Origin of the sequence: Streptomyces spiroverticillatus (assembly GCA_014650415.1) — a bacterium.
Lineage (GTDB): Bacteria > Actinomycetota > Actinomycetes > Streptomycetales > Streptomycetaceae > Streptomyces > Streptomyces spiroverticillatus.
In genome coordinates this window covers 180296-201311 of the sequence record BMUX01000002.1, presented here as the reverse complement: position 1 = coordinate 201311, position 21016 = coordinate 180296, and the positions used below count along the sequence as shown (strand labels likewise).

The window sequence follows — 21016 nt, the reverse complement described above, 5'->3', positions numbered from 1 at the left end:
CCAGGCCGCCGGGAGCTGCACCGCATTCACGTGACAGGCGCGCGCATGCGGACCCAGTGATGAACACCGACGGTGGGGGAGAAAGACGATGACGGCCGAGCTGGTCCGTGGGCAGAACCACCCGTTGCCCCAGGCCCGTCTGGAGATCCGGGTCTCGGCCGGTCAGCCGGTCGTCGCCGGAGCCACGCTCGTCGACGAGCACGGCACCGTACGGGGCACGGAGTGGGTCGCGCACCCCGGTGCCCACCAGCTCCCCGGCCTGGAGGTGTCCCGGCAGGCCGCCGCCGACCACCGTCTCGCCGTCGACCTCGGTGCGCTCCCCGAGGCGGCGCACCGGGTGAACGTCCTGCTGGCGCTGCCCACCGCCGTCGGCTTCCCGGCCCGCTTCGGCGCGGTCGCCGCCCCCTTCGTCGCGGTCACCGGCCTCGACGGCGACGAGGTCGCCACCTTCACGCTGACCGGCCTGGACGCCGAGTCCGCCGTCGTCGCCCTGGAGCTCTACCGCCGCCAGGACGCCTGGAAGGTACGGGCCGTCGGCCAGGGGTACGCGGGCGGCCTCGCCGAGCTGCTCGCCGACCAGGGCCTGGCGCAGGCGGGCGAGCTGGCCGCCGCCATCCAGGACGCCGTCGGCCGCGGCCTGGCCCGCTCGGTGGCCCCGCCGCCGCCCCGCACCGCCGACGGCGACCGGGCCCGCCAGACCGCGCGCCAGGGGGCCGCCGCCCAGGACGGGGTACGGGGAAGCCTCACCGGCGCGGGGACACCGGCCCAGCCCGCTCCCGTACCGCAGCCGGAGACCCCCCAGCCGCAGACCCCGCCCGACGGCCCCATCGACTACAGCCACCCCCGCCGCCGCAAGCAGCCCGCGGCCGCCGCCACCCCGTCCCCGCAGCCGCCCGCCCCGCCCACCCAGCCGTCGCGCCCCGAGCCCCCGGAGCCGGGGCAGCCGCCGCGGCCCGTCGCTGGCGACGCCTCCGGCTGGTCGATGGAGGAGCGGCTCTACAACCAGGTCTGGGGCATGTTCGAGGACCTGGCCCGCACCGCCGCCGCCTACCGCAGCGCCGTCGACTTCGCCGAGTCCCGCATGGAGCAGGAGCTGGACAAGGTCCTCTCCGACCCGCGCAGCCGCATCGGCGGCACCGGCGACGCCGCCCGCCAGGCCGCCCGTGCCAAGCGCGACGCGCTGGTCGAGCAGGCCCGCGCCGTCCTGGACCGCGACCTCGCCCAGCTCGTCGCCGAGTCCGAGGTGGTCGAGCCCGCGCTGCCGCCCGCCTTCGCCCGCTGGGACAACCCCGCCTGGCACGCCTACAAGGTGCCGATGGAGATCCCGATGGCGCTGCGCATCGGCGACCTCCACCTGCCGGAGCGCCCCGACCTGCACATTCCGCTGCTGGTGCGGCTGCCGCTTGAGCGCGGGCTGTGGATCGACGCGGGCCGCACCGGCTCCGAGGCCGCGATGATGATGGACACCGACCAGCTGCGCCGGGTCGCCATGGACACCGCCGTGGCGCACGCCGCGCGGCTGCTCGGGGCGTACCCGGCCGGAGAGTTCACCGTGCACGTCATCGACCCGGCGGGCGCCGCGTCCGCCGCGCTCGCGCCGCTGGTGAAGTCCGGGGTGCTGGCCTCGCCGCCGGCCGTGGGCGCGCAGGGGGTGACCGAGGTGCTGGCGAGGCTCACCGAGCGCGTGGACCTCGTGCAGATGGCGATTCGGGCGGGTGCCTCGGACGCGCTGCCGCCGCACCTGGACACGGCCGAGCAGTTGCTCATCGTCAACGACTTCCCGCACGGCTTCGACGACCGGGCCGTCACCCAGTTGCGCTATCTGGCGGACGAGGGTCCGTCCGTCGGCGTGCATCTGATGATGGTGGCCGACCGGGAGGACGCGAACGCGTACGGCCCGGTGCTGGACCCGTTGTGGCGTTCGCTGCTGCGACTGACCCCGGTGCCCGACGCACACCTCGCCGACCCGTGGGTGGGCCACGCCTGGACGTACGAACCGCTGCTCGCACCGCCCGGGAGCCAGGTGCTGTGGAACGTGCTCAGCCAGGTGGCGGCGGCCAGAAGGGCTTTCGGCCGCTGATCGTACCGGCGGATCAAGGACCTCTGACCTGCGCCTTTGGGGATTGTTTACCTTTTCCTTTACCTGTTCTTGGTGTTTCGGGTACCCTCGGTGGAGCGGAGGGGAGTACTCCCGGCCTGCGATGTACCCGTCAATACGGACCGCCATCGGTCCCGGGGCATCGGCCCGGCGCACGCCAGAGAGCGGCTCGGGTGGAAGAGACCTCCGGCAGCGACGACGCTGATTGAGTTGCCGTAGCTATCTGCCGGAGGCGCAGTGGACGTTTCTTTGAACACCTGGATCATCACCATCCTGGCCCTCGCGGCCCTGATCGCGGTGGACTTCTTCATCGGCCGCAAGCCGCACGACGTGTCGACCAAGGAAGCGGGCATCTGGACGGTCGTCTGGATCGCCCTGGCCGTGATCTTCGGACTCGGCCTGCTGGTGTTCGGCGAGGGCAAGGCGTCCGGCGAGTTCTTCGCGGGCTTCATCACCGAGAAGTCCCTGAGCGTCGACAACCTCTTCGTCTTCGTGCTGATCATGGCGAAGTTCTCGGTGCCGTCCCACCTCCAGCAGCGGGTGCTGCTGATCGGCGTACTGATCGCCCTGGTGCTGCGGGCGATCTTCATCGCCGCCGGCGCAGCGGTCATCGCCAACTTCTCGTGGGTCTTCTACATCTTCGGCGCGTTCCTCATCTACACCGCCTGGAAGCTCGTCCAGGAGGCGCGTGCCGGTGAGGAGGCAGAGGCCCCCGAGGACAACGCCCTGCTGAAGAAGATCGAGAACAAGTTCGGCGTCGCCGACCAGTACCACGGCACGAAGCTCTTCATCCAGAAGAACGGCAAGCGCATCCTGACGCCGCTCATGGTCGTCATGCTCGCCATCGGCATGACCGACGTGCTGTTCGCCCTGGACTCGATCCCGGCGATCTTCGGCCTCACCCAGGACCCGTACATCGTCTTCACCGCGAACGCCTTCGCGCTGATGGGTCTGCGCCAGCTGTACTTCCTGATCGGCGGCCTGCTCAAGAAGCTGGTCCACCTCAGCTACGGCCTCTCCGTCATCCTCGGCTTCATCGGCGTCAAGCTGGTGCTGCACGCACTGCACGAGAGCGGCGTGAAGGTCCCCGAGATCTCCATCGCGGTCTCGCTGTCCGTCATCTGCGCCGTCCTCGTCGTCACGACGATCACCAGCCTGATGGCCAACAAGAAGCGGGAGGCGGCGGAGGCCGCCAAGGAGGACAAGGCTCCGATCGAGTCCTGACCCGTTCGGCACACGGGCGGCGGCGTACGGCACAGTGCCGTACGCCGCCGCCGTGCGTGGTGACCACCCGGAATCAGGCCGGCGCCGCCCCTTCCGCCCCGGCCTTTGCCGCCCGCACCGGCGCCGGCCGCGTCTCCGGCAGCAGCGCGAAGCAGCCCAGGCTGACCACCGCCATGCCCGTCAGGTACGCCGCCACGCCCCACGGCGGGCCCTCCCCGGAGGACGACACCGCCGTCGCCACGATCGGTGTGAGCGCACCGCCGAACACCCCGGCGAGGTTGTAGCCCAGCGCCGCACCGGTGCACCGCACGCGGGGCGCGTACAGCTCCGGCAGATAGGCGCCGATCACCGAGAACATCGCCGCGAACGACAGCGACCCGCCCAGGAAGCCCAGGAACATCCAAAGCGGCTGCCCGGTCGCCAGCAGCGCCATCATCGGAAACGTCCACAGGGCACTGAGCGCGCATCCGACCAGGCACATGGGCCGCCGCCCCACCCGGTCCCCGAGCACCGCCGCCACCGGGATCAGCGGGCCCTTGAGCACCACCGCCGCCATGACACAGCTGAGCATCACCGTGCGGTCCACGCCGAGGCGTTCGGTGCCGTACGCGAGCGACCAGGTCGACATCGTGTAGACCAGCGCGTACCCGAGGGAGAGCGCTCCCGCGGTCAGCAGCACCAGCCGCCAGTGGTCGCGCAGCACCTCGGCGAACGGCGCCCCCGCGCGCTCGCCCTTGGCGGCCAGCTCCTTGAAGTCCGGTGTCTCCTCCAGGGAGGAGCGCAGCAGCAGCCCGGCGGCGGCGAGCACGCCCGCCGCCCAGAACGGCACCCGCCACCCCCACGAGGTGAACTGTGCGTCGGTGAGGCCCGCCGACATCGCCAGCATCACGCCGTTCGCCAGCAGGAATCCGATCGAGGGGCCTGTCTGCGGGAAGCTCGCCCACAGCGCCCGCCGGTGCGCGGGCGCGTGCTCCACGGTGAGCAGCACAGCCCCGCCCCACTCGCCGCCGAGCCCGAGCCCCTGGAGGAAGCGCAGCAGGATCAGCAGTACCGGCGCGAGGAGGCCGATGGAGTCGTACGTGGGCAGACAGCCGACCGCCACCGTCGTCGCCCCGGTCAGGATCAGCGAGGAGAACAGCACGGGTCTGCGCCCGAAGCGGTCGCCCACGTGCCCGAAGACGACCGCGCCGACCGGCCGGGCGACGAAACCCACGCCGAAGGTGCCGAAGGCCGCCAGAGTGCCCGCCAGGGGCGAGAAGGAGGGGAAGAAGAGGGGACCGAGGACGAGGGCCGCGGCCGTGCCGTAGATCGCGAAGTCGTAGAACTCGATGGCCGTTCCGGCGAGCGAGGCGCTCGCGAGCCGGAGCATGGAGGGGCCGCCCGGACGGGCAGGTGATCGTGAAGCATGCATGCGGGCGTCGTTACCCGAAGCGCCGCGCCCTCAAGGGGTGCGCCGCACTAGTCGTACCGACTCACCGCGGAAGATCACCCGGACAGGCCCGCCGCCCCCCTGCCCCTCAGTCCATGGGGAGCGTGAACTCGTGCCGCTTTTCCCAGCGTTGACCCGTCACCAGCGTCACCTTGCCGGTCTTCAGCCCGTACACCACGGACCACTGGGTGTGCGACTGCGCGACGGTGCGCAGCAGTCCCAGCGAACTGTCCGTGTTCAGTGCCCCCTTGGCGGCGTCCAGCGTCTTCGTGGCAGCGCCGTAGCGGCGGTCCTCCAGGCGCTCGGCGGCGGGGGTGTCGGCGAAGGTGAAGTTGACCGCGCCGTTCCACGGCCGCCGGCCGCGCTCGGCGACCGCGATCTTCCCGCCGACGAGTTCGACCACCGCCGAGTCGCCGGTCGCGTCGGCGAGGAAGTAGTGCAGCGGGGGACTGTCGGTGAAGTCCAGTTCGTACTCCTCGAAGAGCCTCAGCGCCTCCGCGACGGTGGCCGCCTTGTCGAGGGCGATGCGCTGGATCCGCGTACTGCCCACCTTGGTGCCGCCCTTGGGCCCGTCGGCGCGGTCCACGGAGGCGAAGCCCACCGCGAGGCCCTTGCTGTTCATGCCGTCGAAGGGGAGCAACGGAGCCTGGAGCAGACCCTGTTTGCCGCGCTCGGTGGTGAAGTCGGCGGAGGAGGTCAGCCCCAGGTAGGTGGTGTCCACGACGGACACCGAGGCGTAGCCGTCCGGAGGGTTGGTGAACAGCAGCAGTGCCGGTCCGTGCTGCCAGTCGAAGTTCCGTGCGTACTGCGGGTCGTTCTTGTTGCCGCCTGCGAAGAACAGTGAGCAGCCGAAGTTCGCCTGCTGCTCCACCCTGACCTCGCGCAGCCGCTCGTACGGACCGTCGTAGCGCATCTGCCACAACGGATGGCCGTCCACCTGTCGCAGCGACTTCAGCTTGGCCGCGTCCTGCGCGGACAACTGCCCTGCGGCCGCCGACTGCTGTGTGCCGGGGGCCTTTTCGGACGTCTGCCGTTGCGAGCATCCGGACAGCAGGAGGGCCAGCGCGAGGAACGGAACGGCGACGGCAGCGGCGGCGCGGGGTTTCTTCATGGCGGGGCCCTCCCTTTCGTCCACTGTCCCCGAGGAACCGCGGCGTCCGGGAGGGCCGTGCGGTCACGAGTGCGTGACGGGTGCGGACTGCGTCCGGGGGTGGTGCTACCAGCCGCGCTCGCGCCACTGTGCGAGGTGCGGGCGCTCGTCGCCGAGCGTGGTGTCGTCGCCGTGCCCCGGGTACACCCAGGACTCGTCCGGCAGTGGTGCGAAGACCTTCGCCTCCACGTCGTTCAGCAGCGAGACGAAGGCGTCCGCGTCGCCGAAGGTGTTGCCGACGCCGCCGGGGAAGAGGCAGTCGCCGGTGAACACGTGCGGGTGGCCGTGCGGGTCGTCGTACACGAGGACGATGCTCCCCGGGGTGTGCCCGACGATGTGCCGTGCGGTCAGCTCCACGCGCCCCACCCGTACGGTGTCGCCGTCCTCCAGGAGGGTGTCGGTGGGCACCGGGATGCCCTCCGCGTCGTGGCGCCCGGCGAGCGTGCGCGCACCGGTGGCGGCGACCACCTCGGCGAGGGCCTGCCAGTGGTCGCCGTGCCGGTGCGTGGTGACGACGGACGCAATGCCGTCGTCACCGATCAGCGACAGCAGGGTGTGCGGCTCGGCGGCCGCGTCGATCAGCAACTGCTCACCGGTGTCCCGGCAGCGCAACAGATACGCGTTGTTGTTCATCGACCCGACGGCGACCTTCGAGATCATCAGGTCCTTGAGCTCGTGCACATCCGCAGGTCCGCCGACCTTCACCGCTCCGCTGTACGTCATACCGGGCAGCCTATAGCGGCTGTTACAGCGGCGGCAGTACGGGGAGCGCACCGCCGGTGACACTCAGCGCACCGCCGTCGCGGCGGCCCGCGAGCCAGCCCAGGAGGTCGGCGGCGGCACCGGTGACGGTGACGGCGTCGCCGTCCTTGCGCCCGGTGCTCCACTGCCGGCCGTCGGCTGCGGTGAGGGTCGCGGCGGTGACAGTGGCGTTGCCCGCGAAGCGGTCCGCGAGGAAGGCGATCTCGCGCCCGGTGAACTCCTCCGGCAGGTCCTCCAGCTCGTACCCGATCCCGAGGTCCACGTGGTGCAGCTCGATCTCGATCAGCCGCCGGAACGGAATCCGGGACGCCGCGTCCTTGACGCCGTTGCGCAGCTCGACGGTGCGGCTCCAGTCGTCGTACGCCTCGGCCGTGCGCCCGAAGTCCTCCGCCGTCGTCCGTACGTCGTCCAGCTGTACGTCCAGGGGGCGCGGGGCGTCGCGCTCGATGTCGGCGTCGCGGGCCTCGGCGCTGACGTACATGGGGCGGCCTGCGAGGACGTTCTGGAGGGCGTCGGCATTGCGGGCGAGGTGGGCCAGCACATGTCCGCGGCTCCAGCCGGGCAGCCGTGACGGTTCGGCCACGGCGGCGTTGTCCAGCGTGGCCGCGGCGGCGAGCAGACGGCTCGTGGCGTCGCTCAGCAGGGCCAGATCGTGCACATGATCATTCATGAGGCAGACGATAGGCCGCAGCGCAAGACGCAGCCACTCGTTCGGGTGAAGCGGATGCCATCTGGCCGCAAATCGAATGTACGTGCTATACGCTCGAAGGGAACATTCGAGCCCGGGGATACCGTTGGAAAGGGAGCGGTGCCCGGGGCTCGGCGACCGTTCTGTACGACCGCTGTGCATGACCGTGTTGTACGACCTCTTGTCCGTGGCACTCCACCTCAGCAGCCTGCTTCTCAGCACCTGCTTTCTTCTCCAGAAAGGTGCGAACCGGCGTGGCCGACCGTCTCATCGTTCGTGGCGCTCGCGAGCACAACCTCAAAAACGTCTCGCTCGACCTCCCCCGCGACTCCCTCATCGTGTTCACGGGGCTCTCCGGGTCGGGCAAGTCCTCCCTCGCGTTCGACACGATCTTCGCCGAGGGGCAGCGCCGCTACGTCGAGTCGCTCTCCTCCTACGCGCGGCAGTTCCTCGGCCAGATGGACAAGCCGGACGTGGACTTCATCGAAGGTCTCTCGCCCGCCGTCTCCATCGACCAGAAGTCGACCTCGCGCAACCCGCGCTCGACGGTCGGCACCATCACCGAGGTCTACGACTACCTCCGCCTGCTCTTCGCCCGCATCGGCAAGCCGCACTGCCCCGAGTGCGGACGGCCCATCGCCCGGCAGTCCCCGCAGGCCATCGTCGACAAGGTGCTGGAGCTGCCCGAGGGCAGCCGCTTCCAGGTGCTCTCGCCGCTGGTGCGCGAGCGCAAGGGCGAGTTCGTCGACCTCTTCGCCGACCTCCAGACCAAGGGCTACAGCCGTGCCCGGGTGGACGGCGAGACCATCCAGCTCACCGAGCCGCCCAAGCTCAAGAAGCAGGAGAAGCACACGATCGAGGTGGTCATCGACCGCCTCACCGTGAAGGAGAGCGCCAAGCGCCGCCTCACGGACTCCGTGGAGACCGCCCTCGGGCTCTCCGGCGGCATGGTCGTCCTGGACTTCGTCGACCTCGACGCGGACGACCCGGACCGCGAGCGGATGTACTCCGAGCACCTGTACTGCACGTACGACGACCTGTCCTTCGAGGAGCTGGAGCCGCGCTCCTTCTCCTTCAACTCGCCCTTCGGCGCCTGCCCCGACTGCTCCGGCATCGGTACGCGCATGGAGGTCGACCCCGAGCTGATCGTCCCCGACCCGGACAAGTCCCTCGACGAGGGCGCCATCCACCCCTGGTCGCACGGACACACCAAGGACTACTTCGCCCGCCTGGTCAACGCCCTGGCGAGCGAGCTCGGCTTCAGTACGTCGATGGCGTGGGCCGGTCTGCCGCAGCGCGCCATGAAGGCCCTGCTGTACGGCCACAAGACGCAGATCGAGGTCCGCTACCGCAACCGCTACGGCCGCGAGCGCGCCTACACCACCTCCTTCGAGGGCGCGGTGCCGTTCGTCAAGCGGCGGCACGCGGAGTCCGACAGCGACTCCAGCCGCGAGCGCTTCGAGGGCTACATGCGCGAGGTGCCCTGCCCCACCTGTGAGGGCACACGCCTCAAGCCGCTGATCCTCGCGGTCACGGTGATGGAGAAGTCCATCGCCGAGGTCTCCTCGATGTCGATCAGCGAGTGCGCCGACTTCCTCGCGCAGCTCACGCTGAACGACCGCGACAAGACGATCGCCGAGCGGGTGCTCAAGGAGGTCAACGAGCGGCTGCGCTTCCTGGTCGACGTGGGTCTGGACTACCTGTCGCTGAACCGTCCTGCCGGTTCCCTGTCCGGTGGTGAGGCACAGCGCATCCGGCTGGCCACGCAGATCGGGTCGGGTCTGGTGGGTGTGCTGTACGTCCTGGACGAGCCGTCCATCGGCCTGCACCAGCGCGACAACCACCGGCTCATCGAGACGCTGGTGCGGCTGCGCGACATGGGCAACACGCTGATCGTCGTGGAGCACGACGAGGACACCATGAAGGTCGCCGACTGGATCGTCGACATCGGCCCCGGTGCCGGTGAGCACGGCGGCAAGGTGGTGCACAGCGGCTCCATGAAGGGGCTGCTCGCCAACAAGGAGTCCATCACCGGTCAGTACCTGTCGGGCAAGCGGGCCATTCCGACTCCGGTCGTACGGCGGCCCGTTGACCCCTCGCGTCACCTCACGGTGCACGGGGCGCGCGAGAACAACCTGCGGGACATCGACGTCACCTTCCCGCTGGGTGTCCTCACCGCCGTCACCGGTGTCTCCGGGTCGGGCAAGTCGACGCTGGTCAACGACATCCTGTACACGCACCTGGCGCGCGAGCTGAACGGTGCGCGCAGTGTGCCGGGCCGCCACACCCGGGTGGAGGGCGACGAGCTTCTCGACAAGGTCGTGCACGTCGACCAGTCGCCGATCGGCCGCACCCCGCGGTCCAACCCGGCGACGTACACCGGAGTCTTCGACAAGATCCGCAAGCTGTTCGCGGAGACGACGGAGGCGAAGGTCCGGGGCTACCAGCAGGGGCGCTTCTCCTTCAACGTCAAGGGCGGCCGCTGCGAGAACTGCTCCGGCGACGGCACCATCAAGATCGAGATGAACTTCCTGCCGGACGTCTACGTCCCGTGCGAGGTGTGTCACGGTGCGCGGTACAACCGCGAAACCCTCGAAGTGCACTACAAGGGCAAGAACATCGCCGAGGTGCTCAACATGCCGATCGAGGAGGCGCTGGAGTTCTTCGAGCCGGTCACCTCGATCGCGCGGTACCTGCAGACGCTGAACGAGGTCGGGCTCGGGTACGTACGGCTCGGGCAGGCGGCGACCACGCTGTCCGGCGGTGAGGCGCAGCGCGTCAAGCTGGCGGCGGAGCTCCAGAAGCGGTCGTCCGGGCGGAGCGTCTACATCCTGGACGAGCCGACGACGGGTCTGCACTTCGAGGACATCAGCAAGCTCATCAAGATCCTTGAGGGGCTTGTCGACAAGGGCAACTCGGTGATCGTCATCGAGCACAACCTCGACGTCATCAAGACCGCCGACTGGGTCGTGGACATGGGCCCCGAGGGCGGCAAGGGCGGCGGCATGGTCGTCGCCGAGGGGACACCGGAGGAGGTGGCCGGGGTGCCGGCCAGCCACACCGGGAAGTTCCTGCGGGACATTCTCGACCCGAGCCGGATCAGTGATGCGACTCCGGCGGGGGCGGGGCGGAAGAAGGCCGCGGCCCGCAAGGCTGCTCCGGTGAAGGCTGCTTCGGCCGCGAAGAAGGCGGTTCCGGCGAAGAAGGCTGCCGCCAAGAAGACGGTGGCTTCGTCTGCTGCGGCTTCGGCTCCGGCCAAGAAGGCTGCGGCTCCGGCCAAGAAGGCTCCTGCGAGGGCGCGCAAGGCCTGACCCTTCGCGGTCGTACGGTGCGTGGGCGCGGGTCGGTCCCCTTGGCGGGGGGGCGGCCCGCGTCCGGCGTTTGCCTGAGGCACTTTGCCCCAGCCCCGCCCCTTCACCTCAACCCGCGGGGCTGTGGGGGGTCTCGGTCCCGTGCGGGTGCGTCGTGGCTGGTCGCGCTCACGCGGCGGAGCCGCACATCGAAACAGCCCCGCGCCCCTGATGGCATGCCCTCCGGGCAGCCATTCCCCGGCCCCCGGTTCGTCCCGCGCTGCGCGCCCCCGCACACCCCCCTAGGGTGGGCCCAGGGGGCCGCCTCGTGAAAGGCACACCCGGGATGCACATACGCAGCACTGCGACCGCCCTCACCGGCACCGCCCTCCTGCTTGCCGGGAGTGTGAGTGCCGCCCTCGCGGAGGACGCCCCCGACCTCGCCCGCTTCTACGGGCAGAAGCTCACCTGGGGCGACTGCACGGCCGACGAGCAGCCCAAGGGCGGCACCGCCCTCAAGGGCATGGAGTGCTCCCGGCTCACCGTTCCGATCGACTATGCCAACCCCGGCCTCGGCACCGTCGATCTCGCCGTCGGGCGCTACCGCACCTCCGGCGCCGACACCGACCGCAAGGGCTCCCTCGTGTTCAACTTCGGCGGCCCCGGCGCCTCCGGCCTGACCACGCTGGCCGAGGCCAAGGACACGTACAAGAGCCTGGGCAAGCGGTACGACCTGGTCAGCTTCGACCCCCGGGGGGTCGGCCGGAGTGCGCCCGTCACCTGCGGCAAGGAGGCCGAGGGGGAGCTGGAGGAAGGTGACGGCGCCCCGCAGACGCCGGCCGACGGGCAGAAGCTCGACGCCGGTGAGCTGGTCAAGGAGGCCAAGGAGATCGCCGCCGGCTGCGCCAAGCACACCGGCAAGCTGCTGCCCCACGTCGGGACGATCAACGTCTCGCGCGACATGGACGTCCTGCGGCAGGCGCTGGGGGACGAGAAGCTGAACTACATGGGGATCTCGTACGGGACCCGGCTCGGGTCCGTGTACGCGGCCCAGTTCCCCGAGAAGTCGGGGCGGCTCGTCCTGGACGCCGTGGACACCCTCACCGAGAACTCCCGCGTCTCCGGCCTGAACCAGGCCCGCGCCTTCCAGCAGGCCTTCGACACCTTCCTGGCCACCTGCGCCGAGCAGTACAAGAAGGACTGCCCGCTCGGCAGCACCGTCAAGGACGCCACCGGCACCGTGGACCGGGTCGTCGCCTCCCTCGGCAAGGCCCCGCTCAAGGCCAAGGACGGCAGTGAGTTCGGTGTGGCGGAGCTGCGCAGTGCGATGAGCATGGCGATGTACGCCCCCCAGGCCTGGGGCGCGCTCGCGTTCGGCATCGCGGAGATCGACAAGAACCGGGACCCCGCGATCCTCGCCGAACTCAACGAACTCGGCGACATGTCCGGCAACGGCGACGAAGCCATCCTCGCCGTCAACTGCGCCGACGACCCGGACCGCACCCCCCTCACGGACGAAGAACTCGCCCGGATCGAGAAGGACTTCACCCAGGCGTCCCCGGACTTCGGCCGGGACATGATCGGCGGCGCGATCTCCTGCACCGGCTGGCCCGCGGGCACCGACTTCATCCGGACGCTGGAGAACGTCAAGGCGCCCAAGGTCCTGCTGATCGGCACCAAGGGCGACCCCGCCACCCCGTACCGGTGGACCGAGGAGACCGCGCAGCGGCTCGGCAACGCCGTCGTGCTGCGGTACGACGGCGAGGGCCACGGCGCGTACGCCAGCTCGCCGTGCATCCGGGAGAAGACGGACGCCTATCTGGTCGACGGGACGCTTCCGGAGGACGGCACGGCCTGCCCCGCGGTGCCGCCCGGTGTGCCGGACCAAGAGCTTCCGGACACCCTCCCCGGATCCTGACGCGCTCGCGTCAACCCTGGTCCGACGCGCTCCCCGGCGCACCGGCCCCGCCCGCCCCACAGGTATCGTCGGGACGGCATCGCGCCCCGCCGCAAGCCCGCGGCCGTGCGGTGCCGCGCCCACTCGCACCGCACCCGTGGAGAGCCCCATGTCCGGCATCCCGTCCGCCGCCCGCCGCACCGTCCTCAAGGGCGTCGCACTCGCCGGGGCCGCCGGGCTCGGCGCCGCCGCCTGCTCCACCGAGTCCAAGCTCGGACACGCCCAGACGCCGACGCCGACCGCCCCGGTCGACCTCGGCGACCCGGCGGCGGTGCCGGTCGGCGGCTCCAAGCTGTACAAGGAGCAGCGCGTCATCGTGAGCTGCCCCAAGAAGGGCGAGTACAAGGCGTTCAGCGCCCAGTGCACCCACGCGGGCTGCGAGCTGGACCGGGTCGAGGGCAACGAGGGCAACTGCCCCTGCCACGGCAGCCGCTTCGACACCACCACCGGCCAGGCGCTCAAGGGCCCCGCCACCGCCCCGCTGCCCGCCGTCCCGGTCAAGGTCAAGGACGGCAAGCTGATCGCCGGCCCGGACGCCTGATCCGGTCGGGAACGGTCACCGTGCAGTAGCCCGAACCGATCAAAAAGGGTCGCCTCTCCCGGGTCGCCTCTCCCGAGTTGCCTCTCCCGGGTCGCCACCCCCGATTCGCTACTCCCAGTCCCAGTCGACCCCGAGAATCCCCGGCCGCACCCCCTGCTCCACGAAGTGCACCGTGCCGTGCCGCCCGCTCAGCGTCAGGTCCTGCCGCGCCGCCCTCGGCGCCCCGGCCGACGACTGGGCGAAGCGGCGGCACCGCACCGGCAGCGCCCGCTCGTCGAAGCGCACCTGGAGCACGTACTGCCCGCCCGCGAAGCTGAAGCCGCGCACGTACTCCACGCAGGCCCCGCCGGTGCCGTCCTCGAAGCCGTACTCGAAGAAGTACGTGTCCCCGGCCCGCAGCCGTGCGTCGAAGAGCATCTCCGCGACGACGAGCCCGGTCTCCCGGTGCCACCGCACCCGCCCGGTGCGGCAGTTCTCCCCGGCCCGCACCGCCACCCGGGACGGATCGCAGCCCGGGTCGCCGTGGTGCACGGCCAGGTAGCGGTCGACGCCGTCCCGGTGCGCCCGCACCACGTGCTGGGAGTCGCGCCCCACCAGCTCCCGGTCGGGCCCGATCCGTACCCGCTCGTGATGACCGACGGTGTGCAGCCCGCCGTCGACGGGGGACTCCAGCTCCGCCAGCAGCATCTCCACCGACCCCGACGCCTCCACCAGCGCCCGGTACGAACGGCCCTGCGGCCGCTCGCCCTCCGCCGCGCCCTCCGCCACCAGCAGGCGGATCAGCGACTCGGCGGGCAGCCGCAGCACGTCCTCCAACTCCCGTACAGCACGCAGCGATTCGGGCCGCTGCGGCCGGCGCGCCCCCTGCTGCCAGTAACTGAGGCTGGTCACCCCCACCGTGATCCCGCGCCCCGCCAGATGGTGGCGCACCCGCTGCAACGGCAGCCCGCGCAGTTGCAGCGCCGCCCGCAGCGCCAGATGGAAGGGACCGGTCCGCAGCAGCTGCTCCAGATCGGCCTCCGCCGGAGGGAAGTCGTCGGCGTCCGGTGTCGGGTGCTGCCGCATCACGGCTCCTCCGGTGGCAGTGAACATTCACGAGGGCACACCGCACCGGCGCGCCGCCGTCGGCGAAGCGGGCTGGTGGACGGGAGGGCTCCGTTCACATCAGGGCCACCGCGTTCACAGCTCCGCGTCACCCCGCATTGAAGCGTGTTGACCTGCACTCGACAACACCCGATGCTCCTCAACAGCGTCCGGACGCGCTCCTCCACCTATCACCCCCCGCCTCGGGAGGAACGCGATGCGCGATCGAAGCGACACCCGTCCCCGCACGACCCTCAGACGGCTCTCCCCGGCCGTCCTGACCGCCGCCCTGCTGCTCGCCGTCCCCACGGCGACGGCCACCGCCGCACCCGTGCCCGGCGACCGTCCCGCCGCCGCGGCCGAACAGCAGCAGCCCGCCGCCGCAGCGGCCCCCCTGCTCGCCGCCAAGCGCCTGAACATCACCATGCAGGCCCAGGAGAAGACCAACTGGTGCTGGGCCGCCTCCGGCAACACCATCGCCACCTGGTTCGGCCGCAACTACAGCCAGAACCAGTTCTGCAACGCCGCCTTCAACCGCAACCAGAACACCACCTGCCCCAACAACCAGGCCACCCTGGGCAACGTCCAGACCGGCCTGAGCTGGGCGGGCATCAACCCGGGCTCCTACGTCACCGGCTGGCTGCGCTACCCGACCGTGCAGACCGAGATATCCGCCAACCGCCCCATCGAGACCCGCATCCAGTGGTCCAGCGGCGGCGGCCACATGCACGTCATCTACGGCTACGACACCGCCAACAGCTGGGTCTACTGGGGCGACCCGTGGAAGTCCAACAGCCGCTACAACTGGGCCTCGCACGACTGGTACGTGAACAACAACGAGTTCTCCTGGACCCACTCGCTCTACAAGATCGGGGCGTGACGCCATGACACTCCACGCCAGGCACCTCAGAGCAGCCGCCCTCGCCGCCGTCACCACCACCCTGCTGCTCGGCGCCGCCGCCGAGGCCACGGCCGACGAGACCCCCGCCGCCAAGGCCCACCAGGCGGCCACCGCGCCCACCACCCTCGACACCCTGTCGCGCTTCTTCGCCCGCGACGGTGCCGTCGCCCGCAGCGCCGCCGCACCCCGCGTCCAGGACGCCACCGTGCCGGTGCACACGCTCTCCGCGGACTTCGTCGCCGGCAAGAAGGGCGCCGCGGCCTCGAAGCTGGACTTCATGGCCACCACCGCCGTCTCCTCCGACGGCCAGAAGGCCTCCCTGTGGATGGCACCCCACGACGGTGCGTGGAAGGTCGTGAACATCGCCACCGGCGACGACGAGACCCGCTACGCCGGCGCCGGTGCGCGCGCCCTCCCCGGCGGCACCGTCTTCCGCGAGCCCCAGATCGACGCCTGGTACGTCCACGACGCCACCCGCGTGCTGCCCCTCGACGAGGACGCCGCCCGCGCCGTCGGCGCCAAGGGCACCACCCTCGCCGCCTACCAGAAGCGCGTCCACGCCGCGTACGCCGACAAGCTCCCCGGCACCGCCTACGCCAAGCAGGGCAAGGCCGGCGGCTACAGCGCCGCCGCCGAGGAGACGGCTGCGGACAGCAGCAGCCCCGCCGCCCCGGTGGCCGCCGGGGGAGCGGCCGCACTCCTCGCCGCCGCCGGCCTCACCGTCGTACGACTGCGAAAGCGCACCCAGCAGTAACCGGCACCGCACCACGGTCGGGGCGTCCCACCCGGGACGCCCCGACTGTCAGTGCCCGCAAGTAGGCTTCACCCATGGCAGATCCCTCCAGCTACCGTCCCAAGCCGGGCCAGATCCCCGACTCGCCGGGGGTCTACCGCTTCCGCGACGAACACCGCCGGGTGATCTACGTCGGGAAGGCAAAGAGCCTGCGCCCGCGCCTGTCCTCGTACTTCCAGGACCTGGCCAACCTCCACCCGCGCACGCGGACGATGGTGACGACCGCCGCGTCCGTGGAGTGGACGGTCGTCTCCACCGAGGTCGAGGCGCTCCAGCTCGAATACTCCTGGATCAAGGAGTTCGACCCCCGCTTCAACGTCAAGTACCGCGACGACAAGAGCTATCCGCATCTCGCGGTGACGATGAACGAGGAGTTCCCGCGCGTCCAGGTGATGCGCGGCCCCAAGAAGAAGGGCGTGCGCTACTTCGGTCCGTACGGCCACGCCTGGGCGATCCGCGAGACCGTCGACCTGATGCTGCGCGTCTTCCCCGTGCGCACCTGCTCCGCCGGTGTCTTCAAGCGCTCCGCGCAGATCGGCCGCCCCTGCCTGCTCGGCTACATCGGCAAGTGCGCGGCCCCTTGTGTCGGCAAGGTCACCCCCGAGGAGCACCGCGAACTGGCCGAGGACTTCTGCGACTTCATGGCCGGGCGCACCGGCACGTACCTCAAGCGCATCGAGCAGCAGATGATGATCGCCGCCGAGGACATGGAGTACGAGAAGGCCGCCCGCCTGCGCGACGACATAGAGGCGCTGAAGCGGGCCCTGGAGAAGAACGCGATCGTCTTCAACGACGCCACCGACGCCGACCTCATCGCGCTCGCCGAGGACGAGCTGGAGGCCGCCGTGCAGATCTTCCACGTGCGCGGCGGACGCGTGCGCGGCCAGCGCGGCTGGGTCACCGACAAGGTCGAGAACGTCGACACCTCCGGCCTCGTCGAGCACGCCCTCCAGCAGCTGTACGGCGAGGAGAGCGGCGAGGCGGTCCCCAAGGAGGTGCTCGTCCCCGCCCTCCCCGAGGACACCGCCGCCGTGGGCCAGTGGCTGACCGCCAAGCGCGGCTCGAACGTCTCGCTGCGCATCCCGCAGCGCGGCGACAAGAAGGACCTGATGGCCACGGTCCAGCGCAACGCCCAGCAGTCCCTGGTCCTGCACAAGACCAAGCGCGCCTCCGACCTGACCACCCGCTCCCGCGCCCTGGAGGAGATCGCCGAGGCCCTCGGCCTGGACGGCGCGCCGCTGCGCATCGAGTGCTACGACATCTCGCACCTCCAGGGCGACGACGTGGTGGCCTCCATGGTGGTCTTCGAGGACGGCCTCGCCCGCAAGAGCGAGTACCGGCGCTTCGAGATCAAGTCCTTCGAGGGCCAGGACGACGTCCGCTCGATGCACGAGGTGATCACCCGGCGCTTCAAGCGGTACCTGGCCGCCAAGGAGAAGACCGGCGACCTCATGGGCGGCGAGATCCCCGAGGAGCAGCTCCAGGAGGACGACGGCCGTCCCAAGCGCTTCGCCTACCCCCCGCAGCTCGTGGTCGTCGACGGCGGCCAGCCGCAGGTCGCCGCCGCCCAGCGGGCCCTGGACGAGCTGGGCATCGACGACATCGCCGTCTGCGGCCTCGCCAAGCGCCTGGAGGAGGTCTGGCTGCCCGACGAGGACGACCCGGTGGTCCTGCCGCGCACCAGCGAGGGCCTCTACCTCCTCCAGCGGGTACGTGACGAAGCCCACCGCTTCGCCATCACCTACCAGCGCACCAAGCGGGCCAAGCGGTTCCGCGCCGGACCCCTGGACGAGGTGCCGGGCCTGGGCGAGACCCGCAAGCAGGCGCTCCTCAAGCACTTCGGTTCGGTGAAGAAGCTCCGATCCGCCACAATTGATCAGATCTGCGAGGTTCCGGGGATAGGCCGCAAAACGGCCGAGACCGTCGCCGCGGCCCTCGCAGCGGCGGCCCCGGCCGCACCCGCCGTGAACACGGCGACAGGAGAGATCATTGAGGAGGACGAGGCAACCGCACCCGCGGCGGCCACGTCGGAGAACGGGGGAAGCACGCATGACCCAGCAGAACAGCCCAGAGCCTGACCGAGGCCCTGCACCGGGCCCCGCACCGGGCCAGGACACCGACCGAGACGGAGCACACGTGAGTACGGGCACCACGCGGGAGACCGCCGAGGCCGCCGAGACGCCCATCCCCGAGCTGGTCATCATCTCCGGCATGTCCGGGGCCGGCCGCAGCACCGCCGCGAAGTGCCTGGAGGACCTCGGCTGGTTCGTCGTCGACAACCTGCCGCCCGCGCTGATCCCCACCATGGTGGAGCTCGGCGCCCGCTCCCAGGGCAACGTCGCCCGCATCGCCGTCGTCGTCGACGTCCGCGGCCGCCGCTTCTTCGACAACCTCCGCGAGTCCCTCGCCGACCTCGACGCCAAGGGCGTCACCCGGCGCATCGTCTTCCTGGAGTCCTCCGACGACGCCCTGGTCCGCCGCTTCGAGTCGGTCCGCCGACCGCACCCCCTCCAGGGCGACGGCCGCATCACCGACGGCATCGCCGCCGAGCGCGACCTGCTGCGCGAGCTGCGCGGCGACGCCGACCTGGTGATCGACACCTCCAGCCTCAACGTCCACGAACTGCGCGCCAAGATGGACGCCCAGTTCGCCGGCGACGAGGAGCCGGAGCTGCGCGCCACCGTCATGTCCTTCGGCTACAAGTACGGCCTGCCCGTCGACGCCGACCTCGTCGTCGACTGCCGCTTCCTGCCCAACCCGCACTGGGTCCCGGAGCTGCGCCCCTTCACCGGCCTCAACGAGGAGGTGTCGGGCTACGTCTTCAACCAGCCCGGCGCCAAGGAGTTCCTCGACCGCTACACCGAGCTGCTCCAGCTCATCGCCACCGGCTACCGCCGCGAGGGCAAGCGGTACGTGACCATCGCGGTCGGCTGCACCGGCGGCAAGCACCGCTCGGTCGCCATGTCCGAGAAGCTGGCCGCCCGCCTGTCCACCGAGGGCGTCGAGACCGTCGTCGTACACCGGGACATGGGGCGCGAGTGACCAACCGCACCGTCCGGCTGCACCGCCTGCGCAGGGTCACCAGCGCGCCCGGCAGTGAGCCGGCCCCGCGCGCCGCACGCGGCAGGCGCGGCGCCACGCCCAAGGTCGTCGCCCTCGGCGGCGGCATGGGCCTGTCCGCCTCGCTGGCCGCGCTGCGGCGCATCACGGGCGACCTCACCGCGGTCGTCACCGTCGCCGACGACGGCGGCTCCAGCGGCCGGCTCCGGGAGGAGCTCGGCGTCCTGCCCCCCGGCGACCTGCGCAAGGCCCTCGCGGCGCTGTGCGGCGACGACGACTGGGGTCAGACCTGGTCCCGCGTCATCCAGCACCGCTTCCAGTCCAAGGGCGACCTGCACGAGCACGCGGTCGGCAATCTCCTGATCGTCGCCCTGTGGGAGCAGCTCGGCGACCACGTCCAGGCCCTGGACCTGGTCGGGAAGCTCCTGGGGGCGCACGGCCGGGTGCTGCCCATGTCCGCGGTCCCGCTGGAGCTCCAGGCGCTCGTACGCGGCCACGACCCCGAGCGCCCCGACGACGTCGACACCGTGCGCGGGCAGGCGACCGTCGCGCTGACCCCCGGCGAGGTGCAGTCGGTGCATCTCGTACCGCACGATCCGCCGGCCGTTCCGGAGGCGGTGGCGGCGGTTCGTGACGCCGACTGGGTGGTTCTCGGACCCGGTTCCTGGTTCTCCTCCGTCATCCCCCACCTGTTGGTGCCGGAACTGCTCGATGCCCTGGTGGAGACCAAGGCGAGGCGGATTCTGTCCCTCAATCTGGCGCCCCAACCGGGCGAAACCGAGGGCTTTTCCCCGCAGCGTCATTTGGAGGTTTTGGCCCGACACGCCCCTAAACTCGCCTTCGACGTGGTGCTGGCCGATCAGGCCGCCGTGCCCGACCTTCCCTCACTCGCCGATGCCGCCAAACGGCTCGGTGCGACGGTCGAGCTGGCGCCGGTGGCCCGGCCCGACGGAGCCCCCAAGCACGACCCGGAGCTCCTGGCAGCCGCGTACGACCGTATTTTTCGGATGCATGGAAGGATCGGCCCATGGCGATGACGGCAGCGGTGAAGGACGAAATCTCCCGGCTCCCCGTCACCCGGACCTGCTGCAGAAAGGCAGAGGTCTCGGCGATCCTCCGGTTCGCGGGCGGCCTGCACCTGGTGAGCGGGCGCATCGTGATCGAGGCGGAGCTGGACATCAGCTATGCGGCACGCAGGCTGAAGAAGGACATCCTGGAGATCTTCGGGCACAGCTCGGAGCTGGTGGTGATGGCCCCCAGCGGTCTGCGCAGGGGTTCTCGTTTTCTCGTACGGGTAGTGGCGGGCGGCGATCAACTGGCGCGCCAGACGGGCCTGGTGGACGGCCGCGGGCGGCCCATCCGGGGTCTGCCCCCGCAGGTGGTCTCGGGGGCCACCTGTGACGCCGAGGCGGCCTGGCGCGGGGCCTTCCTCGCGCACGGCTCCCTCACCGAGCCGGGCCGCTCCTCGTCCCTGGAGGTCACCTGCCCGGGTCCGGAGGCGGCGCTCGCGCTCGTCGGCGCGGCCCGCAGGCTCTCCATCGGCGCCAAGGCGCGCGAGGTGCGCGGCGTGGACCGGGTCGTCGTCCGCGACGGCGACGCGATCGGCGCCCTGCTCACCCGGCTCGGCGCGCACGACTCGGTGCTGGCCTGGGAGGAGCGGCGGATGCGCCGCGAGGTCCGCGCCACCGCCAACCGGCTCGCCAACTTCGACGACGCCAACCTGCGCCGCAGCGCCCGCGCCGCCGTCGCGGCCGGCGCCCGCGTGCAGCGCGCGCTGGAGATCCTCGGCGAGGAGGTGCCCGAGCACCTCGCCGCCGCCGGACGTCTGCGCATGGAGCACAAGCAGGCCTCGCTGGAGGAGCTGGGCGCGCTCGCCGACCCGCCGCTGACCAAGGACGCCGTCGCGGGCCGTATCCGCCGACTGCTCGCCATGGCGGACAAGCGGGCGCAGGACCTCGGCATCCCGGGGACGGAGTGCAACCTCACCGAGGACATGACCGAGGAGATCGAGGAGGAGATGGCCAAGGGCCTCGCCGCCTC

15 protein-coding genes and 1 pseudogene are annotated in these 21016 nt (G+C 71.0%); 11 read left to right on the top strand and 5 right to left on the bottom strand.

The features are described from left to right. The first annotated feature begins 88 nt into the window (after positions 1-88). Both IE269_RS05285 and IE269_RS05280 read left to right on the top strand, forming a co-directional pair. Positions 89-2080: a TerD family protein gene (locus IE269_RS05285; protein ID WP_189821563.1), complete on the top strand. Its 1992-nt coding sequence runs from the start codon at positions 89-91 to the stop codon at positions 2078-2080. A gap of 255 nt (positions 2081-2335) precedes the next feature. After that, the gene (locus IE269_RS05280) at positions 2336-3322 is read left to right on the top strand and encodes a TerC family protein (protein WP_189821562.1); all 987 of its coding nucleotides are present in this window, start codon (positions 2336-2338) and stop codon (positions 3320-3322) included. Positions 3323-3395: 73 nt separating this feature from the next. Here the strand turns inward: IE269_RS05280 and IE269_RS05275 are convergent, their stop codons facing one another. The 4 genes from IE269_RS05275 to IE269_RS05260 all read right to left on the bottom strand — a co-directional run bounded on the left by IE269_RS05275 (position 3396) and on the right by IE269_RS05260 (position 7333). Continuing rightward, positions 3396-4691 (bottom strand): MFS transporter, encoded by a 1296-nt coding sequence (locus tag IE269_RS05275; RefSeq protein ID WP_189821561.1) that lies wholly within the window; start codon positions 4689-4691, stop codon positions 3396-3398. Between the two features lie 148 nt (positions 4692-4839). Continuing rightward, the gene (locus IE269_RS05270) at positions 4840-5862 is read right to left on the bottom strand and encodes a carcinine hydrolase/isopenicillin-N N-acyltransferase family protein (protein ID WP_189821560.1); all 1023 of its coding nucleotides are present in this window, start codon (positions 5860-5862) and stop codon (positions 4840-4842) included. A gap of 105 nt (positions 5863-5967) precedes the next feature. Further along, positions 5968-6624, bottom strand: a complete 657-nt coding sequence (locus tag IE269_RS05265; protein ID WP_189821559.1) for an MBL fold metallo-hydrolase — start codon at positions 6622-6624, stop codon at positions 5968-5970. Between the two features lie 22 nt (positions 6625-6646). Then, on the bottom strand, positions 6647-7333 hold the full coding sequence (locus IE269_RS05260) for a maleylpyruvate isomerase family mycothiol-dependent enzyme (RefSeq protein WP_189821558.1): 687 nt from the start codon (positions 7331-7333) through the stop codon (positions 6647-6649). 272 nt (positions 7334-7605) lie between these two features. Between IE269_RS05260 and uvrA the strand changes: the two genes are divergently transcribed. The 3 genes from uvrA (at position 7606) to IE269_RS05245 (ending at position 13139) form a co-directional block, all read left to right on the top strand. Continuing rightward, on the top strand, positions 7606-10662 hold the full coding sequence (gene uvrA, locus IE269_RS05255) for an excinuclease ABC subunit UvrA (RefSeq protein ID WP_189821557.1): 3057 nt from the start codon (positions 7606-7608) through the stop codon (positions 10660-10662). A gap of 325 nt (positions 10663-10987) precedes the next feature. Continuing rightward, positions 10988-12559 (top strand): alpha/beta hydrolase, encoded by a 1572-nt coding sequence (locus IE269_RS05250; protein WP_189821556.1) that lies wholly within the window; start codon positions 10988-10990, stop codon positions 12557-12559. Between the two features lie 148 nt (positions 12560-12707). Then, positions 12708-13139: a Rieske (2Fe-2S) protein gene (locus IE269_RS05245; RefSeq protein ID WP_189821555.1), complete on the top strand. Its 432-nt coding sequence runs from the start codon at positions 12708-12710 to the stop codon at positions 13137-13139. A 108-nt stretch (positions 13140-13247) separates the two neighbouring features. Here IE269_RS05245 and IE269_RS05240 read toward each other — a convergent pair whose 3' ends face one another. Continuing rightward, positions 13248-14204, bottom strand: a complete 957-nt coding sequence (locus IE269_RS05240; RefSeq protein WP_189821554.1) for a hypothetical protein — start codon at positions 14202-14204, stop codon at positions 13248-13250. Positions 14205-14439: 235 nt separating this feature from the next. Between IE269_RS05240 and IE269_RS05235 the strand changes: the two genes are divergently transcribed. The 6 genes and pseudogenes from IE269_RS05235 to whiA form a co-directional block, all read left to right on the top strand. Continuing rightward, positions 14440-15102 (top strand): papain-like cysteine protease family protein, encoded by a 663-nt coding sequence (locus IE269_RS05235; RefSeq protein WP_189821553.1) that lies wholly within the window; start codon positions 14440-14442, stop codon positions 15100-15102. 4 nt (positions 15103-15106) lie between these two features. After that, a complete protein-coding gene (locus IE269_RS05230) occupies positions 15107-15877 on the top strand; it encodes a hypothetical protein (protein ID WP_189821552.1) in 771 nt (256 codons plus the stop codon). A 74-nt stretch (positions 15878-15951) separates the two neighbouring features. Further along, positions 15952-17994, top strand: coding sequence for an excinuclease ABC subunit UvrC (gene uvrC, locus IE269_RS05225; protein ID WP_189821551.1), 2043 nt, complete (start codon positions 15952-15954; stop codon positions 17992-17994). Further along, positions 17966-18958: an RNase adapter RapZ gene (gene rapZ / locus IE269_RS05220; protein WP_229897848.1), complete on the top strand. Its 993-nt coding sequence runs from the start codon at positions 17966-17968 to the stop codon at positions 18956-18958. The genes uvrC and rapZ overlap by 29 nt, the downstream gene beginning before the upstream one ends. Then, entirely contained in the window at positions 18955-20013 is a 1059-nt protein-coding gene (locus tag IE269_RS05215) for a gluconeogenesis factor YvcK family protein (protein WP_189821549.1), read from the top strand. The genes rapZ and IE269_RS05215 overlap by 4 nt, the downstream gene beginning before the upstream one ends. Beyond that, a pseudogene (whiA, locus tag IE269_RS05210) lies at positions 20004-20984 on the top strand (DNA-binding protein WhiA); the annotation flags it as partial. The gene IE269_RS05215 and the pseudogene whiA, both read left to right, overlap by 10 nt. Between the last annotated feature and the right edge of the window lie 32 nt (positions 20985-21016).